Annotated in this window: 16 protein-coding genes; 10 read left to right on the top strand and 6 right to left on the bottom strand. The window is 70.6% G+C overall.

Going from position 1 to position 15,644, the window contains the following annotated elements:
• The first annotated feature begins 15 nt into the window (after positions 1–15).
• From ACZ1DY_RS18015 to ACZ1DY_RS17975, 9 genes are all read left to right on the top strand, one after another.
• A complete protein-coding gene (locus ACZ1DY_RS18015; RefSeq protein WP_185926983.1) occupies positions 16–579 on the top strand; it encodes an SIS domain-containing protein in 564 nt (187 codons plus the stop codon).
• On the top strand, positions 576–1,934 hold the full coding sequence (locus ACZ1DY_RS18010; protein ID WP_465485023.1) for a PfkB family carbohydrate kinase: 1,359 nt from the start codon (positions 576–578) through the stop codon (positions 1,932–1,934). Before ACZ1DY_RS18015 ends, ACZ1DY_RS18010 begins: the two co-directional genes overlap by 4 nt.
• On the top strand, positions 1,934–2,620 hold the full coding sequence (locus ACZ1DY_RS18005) for an SDR family oxidoreductase (protein ID WP_126731341.1): 687 nt from the start codon (positions 1,934–1,936) through the stop codon (positions 2,618–2,620). The genes ACZ1DY_RS18010 and ACZ1DY_RS18005 overlap by 1 nt, the downstream gene beginning before the upstream one ends.
• On the top strand, positions 2,617–3,555 hold the full coding sequence (locus tag ACZ1DY_RS18000; protein ID WP_321183082.1) for a glycosyltransferase family 9 protein: 939 nt from the start codon (positions 2,617–2,619) through the stop codon (positions 3,553–3,555). The genes ACZ1DY_RS18005 and ACZ1DY_RS18000 overlap by 4 nt, the downstream gene beginning before the upstream one ends.
• A gap of 4 nt (positions 3,556–3,559) precedes the next feature.
• The gene (locus tag ACZ1DY_RS17995) at positions 3,560–4,858 is read left to right on the top strand and encodes a UDP-glucose dehydrogenase family protein (RefSeq protein WP_465485679.1); all 1,299 of its coding nucleotides are present in this window, start codon (positions 3,560–3,562) and stop codon (positions 4,856–4,858) included.
• On the top strand, positions 4,855–5,466 hold the full coding sequence (locus ACZ1DY_RS17990; RefSeq protein ID WP_126730846.1) for a flavodoxin family protein: 612 nt from the start codon (positions 4,855–4,857) through the stop codon (positions 5,464–5,466). Before ACZ1DY_RS17995 ends, ACZ1DY_RS17990 begins: the two co-directional genes overlap by 4 nt.
• 8 nt (positions 5,467–5,474) lie before the next feature.
• Positions 5,475–5,888 carry a hypothetical protein gene (locus ACZ1DY_RS17985; protein ID WP_465485022.1) on the top strand — a complete coding sequence of 138 codons (414 nt, stop codon included), beginning with the start codon at positions 5,475–5,477 and terminating at the stop codon, positions 5,886–5,888.
• A 98-nt stretch (positions 5,889–5,986) separates the two neighbouring features.
• Positions 5,987–6,661, top strand: coding sequence for a DUF6766 family protein (locus ACZ1DY_RS17980; RefSeq protein ID WP_126730844.1), 675 nt, complete (start codon positions 5,987–5,989; stop codon positions 6,659–6,661).
• Between the two features lie 62 nt (positions 6,662–6,723).
• Positions 6,724–7,287: a hemerythrin domain-containing protein gene (locus ACZ1DY_RS17975; protein WP_465485021.1), complete on the top strand. Its 564-nt coding sequence runs from the start codon at positions 6,724–6,726 to the stop codon at positions 7,285–7,287.
• A 446-nt stretch (positions 7,288–7,733) separates the two neighbouring features.
• Here the strand turns inward: ACZ1DY_RS17975 and ACZ1DY_RS17970 are convergent, their stop codons facing one another.
• From ACZ1DY_RS17970 to ACZ1DY_RS17945, 6 genes are read right to left on the bottom strand one after another with little or no spacing between them, the layout of a single operon-like run.
• Positions 7,734–8,405 carry a phosphate signaling complex PhoU family protein gene (locus tag ACZ1DY_RS17970; protein ID WP_465485020.1) on the bottom strand — a complete coding sequence of 224 codons (672 nt, stop codon included), beginning with the start codon at positions 8,403–8,405 and terminating at the stop codon, positions 7,734–7,736.
• The gene (locus ACZ1DY_RS17965) at positions 8,402–9,139 is read right to left on the bottom strand and encodes a metallophosphoesterase family protein (RefSeq protein WP_257487520.1); all 738 of its coding nucleotides are present in this window, start codon (positions 9,137–9,139) and stop codon (positions 8,402–8,404) included. Before ACZ1DY_RS17965 ends, ACZ1DY_RS17970 begins: the two co-directional genes overlap by 4 nt.
• A complete protein-coding gene (locus ACZ1DY_RS17960; RefSeq protein ID WP_126730837.1) occupies positions 9,136–9,945 on the bottom strand; it encodes a nucleotidyltransferase family protein in 810 nt (269 codons plus the stop codon). Before ACZ1DY_RS17960 ends, ACZ1DY_RS17965 begins: the two co-directional genes overlap by 4 nt.
• Entirely contained in the window at positions 9,942–10,997 is a 1,056-nt protein-coding gene (locus ACZ1DY_RS17955) for an NAD-dependent epimerase/dehydratase family protein (RefSeq protein WP_465485019.1), read from the bottom strand. The genes ACZ1DY_RS17960 and ACZ1DY_RS17955 overlap by 4 nt, the downstream gene beginning before the upstream one ends.
• A gap of 28 nt (positions 10,998–11,025) precedes the next feature.
• Positions 11,026–12,060 carry an FUSC family protein gene (locus ACZ1DY_RS17950; protein WP_257487522.1) on the bottom strand — a complete coding sequence of 345 codons (1,035 nt, stop codon included), beginning with the start codon at positions 12,058–12,060 and terminating at the stop codon, positions 11,026–11,028.
• A complete protein-coding gene (locus tag ACZ1DY_RS17945) occupies positions 12,060–13,424 on the bottom strand; it encodes an aldehyde dehydrogenase family protein (RefSeq protein ID WP_465485018.1) in 1,365 nt (454 codons plus the stop codon). Before ACZ1DY_RS17945 ends, ACZ1DY_RS17950 begins: the two co-directional genes overlap by 1 nt.
• A gap of 106 nt (positions 13,425–13,530) precedes the next feature.
• Here ACZ1DY_RS17945 and ACZ1DY_RS17940 point away from each other — a divergent pair, with 106 nt between their 5' ends.
• Positions 13,531–15,636: a catalase gene (locus ACZ1DY_RS17940; protein WP_465485017.1), complete on the top strand. Its 2,106-nt coding sequence runs from the start codon at positions 13,531–13,533 to the stop codon at positions 15,634–15,636.
• Positions 15,637–15,644 lie beyond the last annotated feature (8 nt).

The following is a 15,644-nucleotide window of genomic DNA, read 5'->3' as shown; positions in this document are numbered from 1 at the left end:
CCTTGGAGGTGTGTCGTGATCGAAGAACACTTCGCAGCGTTGAGCGAGGCCGCCGGGAAGTCCGCTTCGTGGTCGCCGAAGATCCGTGACTGGGGTGGGCATCTGGCCACCGTGCTGTCCTCGGGCGGGCGGCTGCTCGCGTGCGGCAACGGCGGGAGCGCCGCCGAAGCCCAGCACCTCACCGGCGAGCTGGTGGGCCGGTTCCGCAACGACCGGCGGCCGTTCTCGGCGATCGCCCTGCACGCGGACACCTCCGCGGTGACGGCCATCGTCAACGATTACGGCGAGCACGAGGTGTTCGCCCGCCAGGTGCGCGCCCACGGCCGCTCCGGCGACATCCTCGTCTGCCTTTCGACCAGCGGGGGAAGCCAGAACGTCGTCGCGGCCGCGAAGGCCGCCCACGAACTCGGTGTGACCACCTGGGCGATCACCGGCCCCTCCCCCAACCCTCTGGCCGCTCTGTGCGACGACGCGATCCCGGTGGAGGCGCCGTCGACGGCCACCGTGCAGGAGGTCCATCTCGCGCTGGTGCACGCCCTGTGCACCGCGTTCGACGACGCGCTCGGGGTGCCCACGTGAGGCCGCTGGTCGTGCTGGGCGACGCTCTGCTGGACGTCGACGTCGACGGCACGTCGGACCGGCTCTGCCCGGACGCGCCGGTCCCCGTGGTCGACCTCGCCCGCGAATGGCGGCGGCCGGGCGGCGCCGGGCTGGCCGCGTTGCTCGCGGCCCGGTCCACCGCCGAGGTCGTCCTCGTCACCCCGCTGGGTGGCGACCAGGCGGGCCGGACCCTCGCCGGGCTGCTGGAGCGCGAGGTCCGGGTGGTACCGATGCCGTTGTGCGGCACCACCGTCACCAAAACCCGCGTGCGCGCCGCCGGGCAGTCGCTGGTCCGGCTCGACAGCGGTGACGGCAGGGCGGAGTACTCGCCGCTCACCGCAGACGTCCGTGAAGCGCTGCGCTCGGCGGGCGCGATCCTCGTCGCCGACTACGGCCGCGGCGTCACCGGCCATCCGGAGATCCGCGAGCTGCTCGCCGAACTGGCGGGCACGATCCCGGTCGTCTGGGATCCCCATCCCCGTGGATCGGAGCCGGTGGCGGGCATCCGGCTCGCCACCCCGAATCTCGCCGAAGCCGAGCAGCTCACCGAGTCCCGCGCCGACGCCGAGGACCTGGCGAAGCAGGTGCACTCGCTCTGGAAGGCCGACGCGGTCTGCGTCACCACGGGTTCCCGTGGCGCGGTGCTGACCGAGGGCGGCTCGTGCACGACGTTCCGGCCGCCGTCGGGCGTCGTCGCCAAGGACACCTGCGGCGCGGGCGACCGCTTCGCGTCCGCGGTCACCGCCGCGCTGCTCGACGGAGCGTCGACCGCCGACGCGGTGGCCACCGGGGTCGAGACGGCGGCGCGGTTCGTCGCCACCGGCGGCGCCGCCACACTGTCCACTGTGGACAACGAACCGCGGCCGGAGACCTCGTACCACGGTGCTTCGGCGTTCGACGTGGCCGCACGGGTCCGCGCGCGAGGCGGCAGGCTTGTCGCCACCGGTGGCTGTTTCGACCTGCTGCACCCTGGGCACGCGAGTCTGCTGCGGCAGGCGCGTGCCTTGGGCGACGCCCTCGTCGTCTGCCTCAATTCCGATGCCTCCGTGCGCGGCCTGAAGGGTCCGGGACGGCCGATCGTGACCGCCAGGGACCGCGCCCGGCTGCTCACCGAGCTCGCGTCGGTCGACGCCGTCGTGGTGTTCGACGAACCCGATCCCGCCGCGGTGCTGGACCGCCTCCGCCCGGACGTCTGGGTCAAGGGCGGCGACTACGCGGACACGGAACTCCCCGAAAGCGCCGTCGTGCGCAGGCACGGCGGCGAGATCGTCCTGATCCCGACCATCCGCGGCTATTCCACCACCCGGCTGGTGGCCGCGGCGGAAGGAGCATGATGCGCCCTCTCGGCAACGTCCTGATCACCGGCGGCGCCTCCGGACTCGGTGCCGCGACCGTCGAAGCCGTCCGCGAAGCGGGCGGTACACCCCTCGTCATCGACCGCGCCGAACCGGCGGCCGACGTCGCCTTCGTCCAGGCCGACCTGGCCGATTCCGCCGCGGCCGCGAGCGCCGTGGAAGAGCTCGCCGAACGGGCGGGCGGCATCGACGGCGTCTTCACCGCGGCGGGGACCGACGCGTGCGGCGCGCTCGACGAAGTGTCCACAGAGGACTGGGAGCGCGTGGTGCGGGTCAATCTGCTCGGCACGGCCGCGGTCGTCCGCGCCGCGCTGCCCCACCTGCGGCTGAGCCACGGCACGGTGGTGACCTGCGCGTCGACGCTGGGGCTGCGGGTGGCCGGGGACGCGAGCGCCTACTGCGCCTCTAAATTCGGTGTCGTCGGCTTCACCAGGGCACTCGCCATGGAGCTGGCCGGCCGGGTCGGGGTGACGCTGCTCGTCCCCGGCGGGATGCACACGGCGTTCTTCGACGACCGGGCGGAGCAGTACAAGCCGCCGCCGGACGCGAAACTCAACCAGCCCGAGCACGTCGCGGCTTCGGTGGTGTTCGCGCTCTCCCAGCCGCCCGGCTGCGAGGTCCGCGAACTCGTGGTGTGCGCTTCGGAAGAGGGGTCCTGGCCGTGACCGGGGGCATCCTCGTGCTGCGCGCCCTCGGCCTGGGGGATCTGCTCACCGCGATTCCCGCCCTGCGGGCACTGCGCCGCGCCTTCGACGGCGAGCGCCTGGTGCTCGCCGCGCCCGAGAAGCTGCGCGACATCGTCGAACTGATCGACGCGGTGGACGAGCTGCTCCCCACGGCCGGGCTCGGCGAACTGTCCTGGCCCGGCGAGCCGCCGCGGCTGGCGGTGAACCTGCACGGCCGCGGCCCGGAGAGCATCCACGACCTGCTCGCCCAGGACCCGCTCGAACTGATCACGTACCGGCATCCGGACTTCCCCGGCGTCGACGGGCCGGACTGGCCCGCCGAAGCGCACGAAGTCGACCGCTGGTGCCGTCTGCTCGAGGCCGCCCGCATCCCGGCCGACCGCACCGATCTCGCGCTGCCCCCGCCTCCCGGCCCCAGCCCGGCGGCGGGCGCGGTGGTGATCCATCCCGGCGCCGCGTACGCCGCCCGGCGCTGGCCGCCGGACCGGTACGCGCGGGTGGCGCGGGCGCTCTCCGGCGGTCACCGCGTGGTCGTCACGGGAAACGCGGCGGAAGCACCGCTCGCCCGCGAGATCGCCGAAGCGGCCGGGCTGCCGGCCGAGTCGGTGCTCGCCGGCGACGGGCTCGCCGAACTGGCCGCGACCGTGGCCGAAGCGCGGCTGGTCATCTGCGGCGACACCGGTGTCGGGCACCTCGCCACCGCATATGGGACACCGTCGGTCCTGCTGTTCGGGCCGACCCCGCCGCGGCTCTGGGGCCCGCCTCCCGAGGCCCGGCAGCACACCGTCCTCTGGGTGGGCGACGTCGGCGATCCGCACGGCGAAGCCCCGGACCCGGGGCTGCTGCTGTTACGCGAGGAGCGCGTCCTCGCCGCCGCCGAAGGCCTGCTGGCCGCGGGGGCTTCCCGTGGGTGAGCGGGTGGGGGTGATCGGCGCCGGCTACGTCGGGCTCACGAGCGCCGCGTGCTTCACCCGGCTGGGGCATCAGGTGGTCTGCGTCGACAACGATCGGTCCAAAGTGGACGGGCTGCGGCGCGGCGAGGTCACCATCGTCGAGCCGGGGCTCACGGAACTCGTCCGGGACGGCCTGGGCTGCGGACGGCTCCGGTTCACCACCGAGCCTGCCGACCTGTCCGAAGTGGACTTCGTGTTCCTCTGCCTGCCCACTCCGGAAGGTAAGGACGGCGCCGCCGACGTCCGGGTGCTGGAAGAGGTCGTTGCCACGCTTCCCGGCCTGCTGCGGCCCGGCTGTGCCGTCGTCACCAAGTCCACCGTCCCGGTCGGCACCGGGACCCGGCTGGCGAAGCTGCTCGGACGGCCGGATCTGCCCGTGGTGAGCAATCCCGAATTCCTCCGCGAGGGGCACGCCGTCGAGGACTTCCTGCAGCCCGACCGGATCGTCCTCGGCTCGCTGCCGGAGAATCGGAAACCCGCCGAACGGGTGGCCGCGTTGTACGGCGAGACGAACGCGCCGGTGTGGTTCACCGATCCCGCCAGCGCCGAGCTCGCGAAGTACGCCAGCAACGCGTTCCTGGCGCTGAAAGTGTCCTATGTGAACGTCCTCGCCGAACTGTGCGAGCACTACGGCGCCGACATCCGCGACGTCGGGCGGCTCATGGGGCTCGATTCCCGGATCGGCCCCGCCTTCCTCGTGCCAGGGCCCGGCTGGGGCGGCTCGTGCCTGCCCAAGGACACCGCCGCGCTGCTGCGGACCGCCGAGCACGCGGGCGTCGACTTCGGCATCCTGCGTGACGCCATGAAGGCCAACGCGCGCCAGCGGGCGGCCGTCGTGCGGAAGATCCGCCTCGCGATCACCGGGGTTTCGGACGGCTCGCTCTCGGGCATCCGTATCGGGCTGCTCGGACTGGCGTTCAAGGCGGGGACCGGGGATCTGCGCGAGTCCCCCGCGCTCGCGGTCGCGCGGGAGCTCGCCAGGAGCGGCGCGGTGCTGACCGCGTACGACCCCGGCGTCGAGGCCGTCGAACCGGACATCGTCCAGGTCGTCGACGACCCGTACCTGGTCGCGAAGGACGCGGCGGCGCTGGTGGTGCTCACCGAGTGGCCCGAGTTCCGCGAGCTCGACTGGGAACGGCTCGCCGCCGCCACCGAGCGCGCCGTCGTCGTCGACGCCAGGAATCTCCTGGATCCGGCGACCGTCGGCGAGGCCGGCTTCACCCATACGGGGCTCGGTACCGACCCGAACAGGAGGACAGGATGACCCAGCCGTTGAAGGCCCTCGCACTGGTGTGCTCGCTCAAACCGTCGCCCGCGCCGTCGAGCAGCGCGCTGCTCGCCCAGCAGTTGCTCGACGAACTGGCCGGGCACGGCGCCACCGGTGAACTCGTGCGCGTGGTCGACCACGACGTCAAACCCGGCGTGGAAGGCGACATGGGCGACGGCGACGCCTGGCCGGAGATCCGCCGGAAGGTCGCCGCGGCCGACATCCTGCTGATCTCCACGCCGACCTGGGTCGGCCACATGTCCAGTGTGGCCCAGCGAGTGCTGGAACGGCTCGACGCCGAACTGTCCGAAACGGACGAAGAGGGCAGGCCCGCGATGTTCGGCAAGGTCGGGGTCACCGCCGTCGTCGGCAACGAGGACGGGGCGCACAAGATCACCGCCGACCTGTTCCAGGCTCTCAACGACGTCGGGTTCACCGTGCCCGCCCAGGGCGGGACCTATTGGAACGGCGAGGCGATGAAGGGCGGCGACTACAACGACCTCGACGAAACGCCCGAAGCGGTCGCCTCGACCAACGCGACCCTCGCGCGCAACGCCGTCCACCTGGCGAACCTGCTACGGGAGAAGCAGTACCCCGCTTCCTGACTTTAGGTGTGAACGACGGCACGGCCGGGTACTCCCCTTCCGTGATCGTCAAGACGCTGGCGTTCGGTGTCTGCCTGCTGCTCGCCGGCTGCACCGGAGCGAGCGGGCAAGAGCCGGTGAAAGAGGCCGCCTCGCGGTTCCTCGGCGCGCTCGCGTCGGGTGATCACCGCTCGGCGTGCGCTTTGCTGGCGCCCCGCGCCCAGGAATCCTGGGCGCCGGAAAACTGCGAACGCGGCCTCGCGGGCGCGGACGTTCCGGGCGGCACGCCCGAGACGGTCTCCGTCTGGAGCGAAGAAGCCCAGGTGAAGACCGCCCACGACACCCTCTTCCTGCACGAATCATCCACCGGATGGGTGATCACGGGCGCGGGCTGCCGTCACCGGAACGAACAGGTCTACGACTGCGCGGTGGGTGGACCGTGAAAGCGCGCCCGGTGTTCACCGTCTACCTCGTCTTCGTCGTGGCCGTGCTCGGCTATTGCGTCCTACTGGGCCTGCTCCACCGGTGAAGGAGGCGGACGATGCGGCGCTTTCTCCGGGACAACGCCCTCTCGCTGGCGTTCGGGCTGCTGTTCCTGCTCAGCCTCGGCGGGCAGGCGTTCGCGGGCCTCGCCGCCTACAACGACAGGCGGCTCAGCCACGCCGCCGAACCGATCGGCCTGCTCGACTATCTGACGTCCGCGGATTTCGCCGTCGACGTCGCCGAAAACTGGCAATCGGAGTACCTGCAGTTCTTCCTGTATGTCTTCGCGACCGTGTGGCTGCTGCAGCGCGGCTCACCGGAATCGAAACCGGCGGGGCGGGCCGGGCTGGAATCGGACGAAGAGCAGCAGATCGGCAGGCATTCGACGGCCGATTCACCGAAATGGGCGAGAGCGGGCGGCTGGCGCACCGGGATTTTCTCGATGTCGCTCGGCCTGGTGATGCTGGGGCTGTTCCTGCTGTCCTGGCTGGCCCAATCCGTCGCCGGGATGAGCGCCTACAACGCCGAACAGCTCACCGAATTCGGTGATCCGGAGACGTGGTTCGGCTATCTGGCGTCGTCGGACTTCTGGAACCGCACACTGCAGAACTGGCAGTCGGAATTCCTCGCCATCGGCTCGATGGCGGTGTTCAGCGTGTACCTGCGCCAGCGCGGCTCCCCGGAATCGAAACCCGTGGGCGCGCCGCACCACGTCACCGACGAATCCGGGTGATTGGACCGCGGGGAACGGGTATCCGTGCGGCGTCGGACTGACGACCACGGACAGGAGTGTCCATGACCACCACCACGAAAAACGACCTCGTCTCGGTGATCACCGAGGACCACCGCGCCTTCGAACGGATCTTCAAGGAACTCGAATCCGGGAAGGGCGGCGATCAGCACCGGAAGGACCTCGCGGACCACGTGATCGCCGAACTCGTGCGGCATTCGATCGCCGAAGAGCAGCACATGTACCCCGCCGCGCGGAAACTCCTCCCGGACGGCGACGAGGTCGCCGACCACGAGATCGAGGAGCACGCCGAAGCCGAGCGCGTGATGAACGACCTCATCGGTCTGGAGCCGTCGGACAAGCGGTTCGACGAGCTGGTCGGCAAGCTGATCGAGGACGTCCGGCACCACATCGAGGAGGAAGAGAGCGACCTCCTGCCGAAACTGCAGGCCGCCTGCTCGCCGGAAGAACTGCGGGAGCTGGGCGAGAAGGTGTTGCGGGCCAAGGAGATCGCGCCGACGCGGCCGCATCCCGCCGCCCCGGACCGGCCGCCGGCGAACCGGATCCTGGCGCCGGGGACGGCGTTCATCGACAAGATCCGGGACGCGCTGGCGGACCGCGCGACCTGAGCCTGGCGTTTCGGTTTCGCGCGGGAAAGCGTGACGCGAAAGCCACTTTCGGGACACGTAACGTCCCGAAAGTGGCTTTCGCGACACCCCAATAGTCCTCAGCGCAACGCCCCTGCGCGGGAGAGCCTCGCTTACCGAGGTTGCGAAAGCCACTTTCGCAACGCCGGATGTTGCGAAAGTGGCTTTCGCAACATCCGGCGGCGATCCCAGCCAGAAAGCCTTCACGAAACGGTGGCCCGGAGCGGCTCCGTTGCGCTGGCGGCGGACGTCGCGAAAGCCACTTTCGGGACACGTAACGTCCCGAAAGTGGCTTTCGCGACGGCCCCGGAGCCCTCAGCACGACACCCCTGCAAAGGAGAACCCGAGGACCCACCGAGGTTGCGAAAGTGGCTTTCGCAACATCCAGCGGCTACCTCACCAGAAGCCCACCACACGCAGCGGCAGCCTCAAAGCGAAGCGTGCACATCCCGCACCGACGACTCGGGCAGCTCCCCCGTGAGCGCGAAGTCCACCCGCCGCGCCACGGAGACCACCTGGTCCGCGAACCGCTCGTAGAACCGCGCCAGCAGCGCCACCGAGATCGCCGGCGCGACACCGTGGGCCCAGCCCGGCTCGGTGACCAGCGTCATCAGCTCTTCGTACAGCGCGTCGACACGCTGGTCGGACCGGGCGAGCGAGTGGAAGACCTCGGCGGTCGGTCCGTCGATCGCCGCGCCGAGGTCGTCCGCCATCGAGCAGACGAGCCCGGCCATCTCACCGAACCGGCCGGCGACGGCGTCCGGGACGGCGAATTCCGGCGCCCGCGCGGCCTGGTCGGCGATGTGCTGGGCGAGGTCGCCCATCCGCTCCAGCCGGTCGGCGCAGTACACCGCCGCGAGCACGGTCCGCAGGTCACGCGCGACCGGCGCCTGCAGGGCGAGGAGTTTCTGCGCGGTGTCCTCGCACGTGGTCCGTGCGGCGTTCAGTTTCGCCTCGACCTCCGCGAGTTCGGCGGCGGCTTCGACGTCCCGGTCGAGGAAGACCCGGTTCGCGAGTCTCAGCTCTTCGCATGCCATCCCGCACATGCTCGACAGCAGCTCGCCGAGAACGCTCAGCTGACCATGGAATCGATCCCTCATGTCAGCACCTTCGCGGGTTCGAGGACGTACGTCGCGTACGCCGCCCGGATCACCGGCTGGGCGACGTTGCGCACGGGGACCCCGCCCGGGCTGACGCCTTGCTCGCTGCCGTAGTGCGCGTGCCCGTGCACGGCGAGCGCCACCTGCGCGTCGTCGATCGGCTCGCACAGCAGGTACGAACCCAGGAACGGGTGGATTTCCGGCGGTTCGCCGTGCAGGGTGCCGGGGATCGGCGAGTAGTGCGTCAACGCGACGGTCACGTCGGGCTGCTCGTGTTCGAGCCCCTCCAGCGCGGTGCGCAGCCGTTTGGCGGCGGCCATGGTGTGTTCGACGAAATCCTTCATCTCGCGTTCGCCGAACCGGCTCGCGCATTTGCCCGCGAACCCGCCGCCGAAGCCTTTCACCCCGGCGACGCCGAGCCTCCCGCCGTCCAGGTCCACGGTGGTGGCCGAACCCTCCAGAACGGTGATCCCGGCTTCCTCCAGCAGTCCGCTGACCGCTTCCGCCTGGTCCGAGTGGTAGTCGTGGTTGCCGAGCACCGCCACCACGGGGACGTCGAGCCCGGCGAACTCGTCGGCCACCACCCTCGCCTCTTCGACGCTGCCGTGCCGGGTGAGGTCGCCCGCGAGCAGCAGCACCTCGGCGTGTTCGGCGATGTTGTCCAGTGCCGGCCGCAGCAGGCCTCGGTTGTCCTCCCCGAGGTGGACGTCCCCGACCGCGGCGACCCGGATCACCGGATCTCCTCGGCGTGCGACGGCTCGCGGACGTCCGCCGTCCGGATGTCGTCGTGCACCAGCTCGGCCGCGATGTGTTCGCACACGACCGCCTCGATGTCGGCCTTGCGGTTGGCGCACGGGACCTCGCCGCTGAGCCGGACCTGGTCGCCGCGCACGGTGACGTGCACGCCGAGTTCGGCGGTCCTCGGATCCTCCGCCAGCGCCTTGGTCAGCCTGGCGACCAGGTACTGGGGCGCTTCCTGAGGCATCGGAAGCTCCTTTCCGTCGATGATGGACAGTGCCGCGAGCAGGGTCAGGAACGACCAGGCGTACGGCGATTCGGCGGTCTCCTCGGCCACACGGTGCCAGTCGACCTGCTCGCGGAGGTCACGGGCGATCCGCAGCAACGGCCCGAAATCGCAGCGGTGCGGGCTGAGCACGAGCGTCTTGTCGACGAGCAGGTCGGTCCCGTTGAGCACGGGTGCGGCGGTCGCCCCGACCCGCATCAGCGAAGCGCGGTCGAGCATCTCGTCGGTGACCGGCCGGTGGTTGGGCCGGAAGATGAGGTCGACGAGGCAGTCGCCGTCGTAGACCTTGGTGAGCCAGTCCTCCGGCGGATGCACTCGTCTCAGCCCCGCGGCTTCCAGCGCTTCCGCCGCTTCCTCGATGTCCTCGTGTTTCAGGAAGAGGTCGACGTCGTGGTCGGACGGCGGGCCGCCCCGCGCGTACACGGCGAGGCCGCCCGCGACGGCGAACCGCACCGAAGTGCCGTCCAAAGTGGACACCACCTTGGTCAGCGTGTGCAGCAGTTCCTTCTCGTTCACGGTCGCTCCCCCACCCCGGTGGCCAGTTCGTGCCACCGGCCGACGTCCGGTTTCAGCGGTTCGGTGGGAAGTCCGTCGCCTTCCCGCAATCCTTTGAGGAACGCTTCGATCGCGTCCTCCGACGAGTACCGCGGCGTCCAGCCCAGCTCGTCCCTGGCGCGCGTGCAGTCCATCACCGGGAGATGCAGCACGGCGTCGAACAGCCCCGGAGTGGCCGGGATCAGGTGCAGCGACCAAGCCGCGGCGAGGGCGCGCCGGACCAAGGTGGCCGGGACCTTCACCGGCTTGGCACCGAAGATCCGGGCGAGCGCGCGGGTGTCCAGCACCGGGTCGGCGGCGATGTTGAAGGCGCCCTTGACGTCCTGGAGCGCACAACGACGGTAGGCGTCGGCCACGTCTTCGGTGTGCGCGGTCTGGATCCTCAGTTGCGGGATGTCCGGAAGGATCGGGACGAGCGACGGCCGGACGAGCTTGCCTGGCACGAACGGCCCACCGAAAAGGCGGCGCTGTTCGGGTGCCGCGGCCTTCTGGAACAGGAATCCCGGGCGTACCCGAACCACCCGCATCCGTGGATGACTGCGGTCGAACGCCTCGAGAACCCGTTCCACATAAGCTTTTTCCCGGGTGTACGCCGCCTTGGGCGAGCCGTGCGTCGGCCAGTCCTCGGTCACCGGGTGGTCGTCGTCCCGCGGCGAGTACGCCCCGATCGACGACGCGTACACCAGTGACGGCACCCGCATCGCCTGCGCGGCCTCGAACACCCGGATCGAACCCAGCACGTTGGCCCGCCAGGTGACCTCGGGCCGGTGCGTGGGCTGGAAGAGCCAGGCCAGGTGGATCACCACGTCGGCACCGTCGAACACGGCCCGGAGGTCGTCGCGCGCGACATCGGCGGTGACGAACTCGGTCTTCGGGCTCTCCCAGCGGCTGGGGCGCCTCGCCAGCCCGACGATCGAACCGACCTCGGGGTCCGAACCCAGCGCGCGCACCACCGCCGTCCCGACGTTCCCGGTGGCGCCGGTGACCACGATCCGCTTGCCGCTGCTGCTCATGGGTACGGTTACCCGCCGCCGCCCCGGCTTAATCGGCGCGGAGCCGCTGGACGAGACGGCGGGCGGGCAGCGCCATCGCCCCCAGTCCGATCGACGTGGTGACCTCGTCGGTGGGCGTCACGAGCAGGTGGTCGATCTCGTCGAGCAGCCTGCGGCACCGGTCGAGTTTGTCCGCGTCACCCGAACGGGCCACCTCGGCGAGTGCTTCGAGCAGGTCGCCGACCACCCCGCGCGCGTGCTCGCCGGGATGCCGGAACGGCTGATCGCTCCGGGCGGCCTCGCTCACGGCGTCGATCAGCTGGGCGAGCGGCTGCCACAGGGAAATGAGGTTCGCCAGCGGTTCCTCCGGGGTCTCACGCCGTCCGCGCAGGTTCAGGTACCGGCCCTCGCGAGTCCAGCCGATCGCGTCCTCCGCCTCCGCGGCCAGGCTGCGGACGTCCTGCAGGCGGCCGTCGAGCCCGTCGGCCGATTCGCCGCCGCGGACCAGTTCCGCGGTCTCGTCGAGGACGTCGGCGATCGCCCCGGCCAGCCGGGAGGTCGCCTCCCGCAGACGCTGCCCGTGCAGCGGGGGCAGGATCACCGCGTTGAGGACCGCGCCGATCGCCGCGCCCAGCGCCGTTTCCAGCAGCCGGTCGGCGAGCAGGACGGGTTCGGTCGCGTTGCCGTAGGAGATCAGCAGCATGCCGGTGATCCCGACCCACACCCCCGAATCGCCGAAACCCCGCCATGAGCCGATCAGCAGTCCGACGAAGATGACCAGCCCGAGCGCCACCGTCACCGACGGGATGAGCTGACCGGCCCCCGCCGCGAGCAGCACCCCCACGCTGACCGCGCCGACCTGCTGCGCCCAGCCGCGCAGGGAGCGGTAGACGGTGGCCTGCACCAGGAACACCGCCGCGTACGGCGCGAGGAAGGGTTGCGGCAGCCGCAGCACCGCCGTCGCGACGATCCACGCGATCACCGCCGCGGCCGCGGCCTTCGTGGTCTGGATGAGACTCCGGCGCTCCTCCCCCGGAACCCGGAACGCCCGGGCGGTCCAGGCGAACGGTGCCGTCCAGCGCATCACGGCCCCGGGGGTGCCAGGTGGACGACCTTCGTCTGCGTCATCTCGTCGAGCAGTTCGGGCCCGTAGCCGTAGCCGCTGCCGCTGGCACCCCGCGGATGGGCGGCTCCGCCGGGCGCGCCGCCGAAGACGTTGTTGATCTTCACTGTCCCGACCGGGAGTTCGCGCCAGGCCCGTTGCGCGTGCGCCATCGAGGGGGTCAGCACCGTGGCGGCGAGACCGTATTCGCCCTCGGCCGCCCGGCCGAGCGCCTGCTCGAAGTCCGCGACCACCGTCACCGGCGCCACCGGGCCGAACGTCTCCTCGCGGAGGATCCGCATCCCGGAGGTACAGCCGGTGAGGACGGTCGCCGGATAGAAGGCACCGGGACCGTCCGGCACGACGCCGCCGACGAGCGGGTCGGCACCCTGCGCGATCGCTTCCGCGACCTGGGCGTGTACCCCTTCGCGGTGACGCCGGTCGACGAGCGGGGCCAGCTCACGATGACCCGCCTCGGCGACCAGCGCGGTGAGGAAGGCCTCCGCGACGTCCTGGTGCACCAAGATTCGTTCGACCGAGACACAGATCTGTCCCGAGTTGGCGAAGGCCCCGGTCGCCGCCTGACCGGCCGCCCAGACGGGATCCACGCCTGCGTCGACGACAAGCGGATCGTTGCCGCCGTTCTCCAGCAGCGCCTTGGCTCCGGTCTTCGCCGCGCTCGCCGCGATCGAACGACCCGCGACGGTGCTGCCGACATGCGCGACGACATCGACGTCCGCGTGGGCCGCGAGTTCGGCACCGACGCTCCCGTCACCCTGCACGGTTTGCAGCACTCCCTCGGGAAGCGCCTCCGACAGCACGTTCCCCAGCCAGGCGCCGGTGTGCGGGCAGCGTTCACTCGGCTTGTGCACCACCGTGTTCCCCGTGACCACCGCGGCTCCCAGCAACCCGCAGGCCACCGCCACGGGGTCGTTCCACGGCGTCAGTGCGACGACGACTCCCCGGGGTTCCGGCACCATCAGGTCGGTGGCCGACGGATCGCCCAGCAAGGACCGTCCACGGTGCACCGGCCCCAGTTCGGCGTACTGCTCCAAGGTCCCGGCTCCGGCGAGGACACCTTCTTCGGCCTCGTCGCGCGGTTTGCCGGTCTCGCTCTCGATGAGGACGGCGAGTTCGCCCGCCCGCTCTCGCAGCGACCTGGCCGCGTCCTTCAGCGCGATCCCGCGTTCGGCCGCCGGCGTGGCGGCCCAACCCGGCGCCCGCCTCTTCGCCGTGGCGATGGCCGTTTCGACACCATCGGGGGTCGCCGCCTTGACGCTGCCGACGAGCCTGTCGTCGGCGGGGTCGCGGATCTCCAGTACGGCCGGCCGGTCCACCGTCGTCATTCGCACCTCCTCGAAGTTTCCTGCGCGCCGGTTACCCGGTGTCGTTTCGCCGAAACAGTGCCGGGGTAGCCGCGAGGGAAACCACCACCGCGAAGGGGCGACACCAGTGGCACAGCATCGAGAAGACGCGAAGGACGAACAGCTGGGCGGAAGCCGGGTGGATCCGGAGCAGACCGTGCTGACGACGCAGCAGGGTGTCCGCGTCGATCACACGAACGACTCCCTGACCGCGGGATCCCGGGGACCCACGCTGCTGGAGGACTTCCACGCCCGCGAGAAGATCACGCATTTCGACCACGAGCGCATCCCCGAACGGGTGGTGCACGCGCGCGGCGCGGGCGCCTACGGCTTCTTCGAGGCCTACGACGACGCGCTGGCCGACTACACGGTCGCGGAATTCCTCACCAGCGGCGAGAAGATCCCCGTTTTCGTGCGGTTCTCCACCGTCGCGGGTTCACGTGGTTCGGCCGACACCGTCCGCGACGTCCGCGGCTTCGCGACGAAGTTCTACACCCGTCAGGGCAACTACGACCTCGTCGGCAACAACATGCCGGTGTTCTTCATCCAGGACGGCATCAAGTTCCCCGATTTCGTGCACGCGGTCAAACCCGAGCCGCACAACGAGATCCCGCAGGCGCAGTCGGCGCACGACACCTTCTGGGACTTCGTGTCGCTGCAACCGGAGAGCCTGCACATGGTGCTCTGGCTGATGTCCGACCGCGCGCTGCCGCGCAGCTACCGGATGATGCAGGGCTTCGGCGTCCACACGTTCCGGCTCGTCAACGCCGAGGGCAAGGGCACCTTCGTGAAGTTCCACTGGAAGCCCGTGCTCGGCACGCATTCCCTGGTGTGGGACGAATGCCAGAAGATCGCCGGCAAGGATCCCGATTTCAACCGGCGCGACCTGTGGGACGCCATCGAGTCCGGGCAGTACCCGGAATGGGAGCTCGGCGTCCAGCTGGTGGACGAGGACTCCGAGCACGACTTCGACTTCGATCTGCTGGACGCCACGAAGATCATCCCCGAGGAGCAGGTGCCGGTGCGGCCGGTCGGGCGGATGGTGCTGGACCGCAACCCCGACGACTTCTTCGCCGAGACCGAGCAGATCGCCTTCCACACCGCGAACATCGTCCCGGGTATCGACTTCACCAACGATCCGCTGTTGCAGGCACGCAACTTCTCCTACCTCGACACGCAGCTGATCCGGCTCGGTGGCCCCAACTTCTCCCAGCTCCCGGTGAACCGGCCGATCGCGCCGGTGCACACGAACCAGCGCGACGGGTACGGCCAGCAGAACATCCACAAAGGACGGACGAGCTACTTCCCGAACTCGCTCGGCGGCGGCTGCCCGGCGATCGCCGATTCCGGCGTCTTCCGGCACTACACCGAAGCCGTGGCGGGCCACAAGATCCGGGAGCGCAACGAGAGCTTCAAGGACTTCTACAGCCAGGCGACCCTGTTCTGGAACAGCATGTCCCAGGTCGAACGCGAGCATATCGTCGCCGCTTTCCGGTTCGAACTCGGCAAGGTCGAGGACCGGGAGGTCCGGGCGCGAACCGTCACGGAGCTCAACAACGTCGACCACGACCTGGCGGCCCGGGTGGCCGAGGGAATCGGCGTGAGCGTGCCCGCCGCTCCGGCCACACCCCATCACGACCGCACGTCCCCCGCGCTTTCCCAGCTCAACCAGCCTTCCGTCGCCCCGACCAGCCGCAAGGTCGCGGTACTCGCCGCCGACGGCGTGGACACGATCGGCGTCCGCCGCCTGGTCGAAGCGCTCACCGAGCAGGGCGCGATCGCCGAGGTCCTCGCGCCGGCCGAGGCCGAACTCCGGCCCGGCGGTGAAGGGGACCCGCTGCGGCCGGACCGGCAGCTCAACACCATGGCTTCGGTGCTCTACGACGCCGTCGCCGTCCCCTGCGGCCCGGGCGCGATCAACATCCTCGAACGCGACGGGTACGCGGTGCATTTCGTCGCCGAGGCGTACAAGCACGGCAAGCCGGTGGCCGCCTTCGGCTCGGGGTTGGACCTGCTGCGCCGGGCGGGGGTGACGTCGAAGCTGGCCGACGACACCGAAACCCTGATCGACCAGGGCGTCGTGACGACCACGGCGGCCGAGGCGACCCTGCCCGACGGCTTCTTCGCCTCGTTCCTCGCGCAACTGGGCGAACATCGCTCGTGGCTGCGGAAGACCGACGCGATCCCCGCGTGACCCGGAGT

The sequence above is a fragment of the Amycolatopsis sp. PSD-21 genome (genome assembly GCF_055561455.1).
Note: the sequence above shows the minus strand (reverse complement) of the source record. Positions and strands in the feature narration are given on the sequence as shown.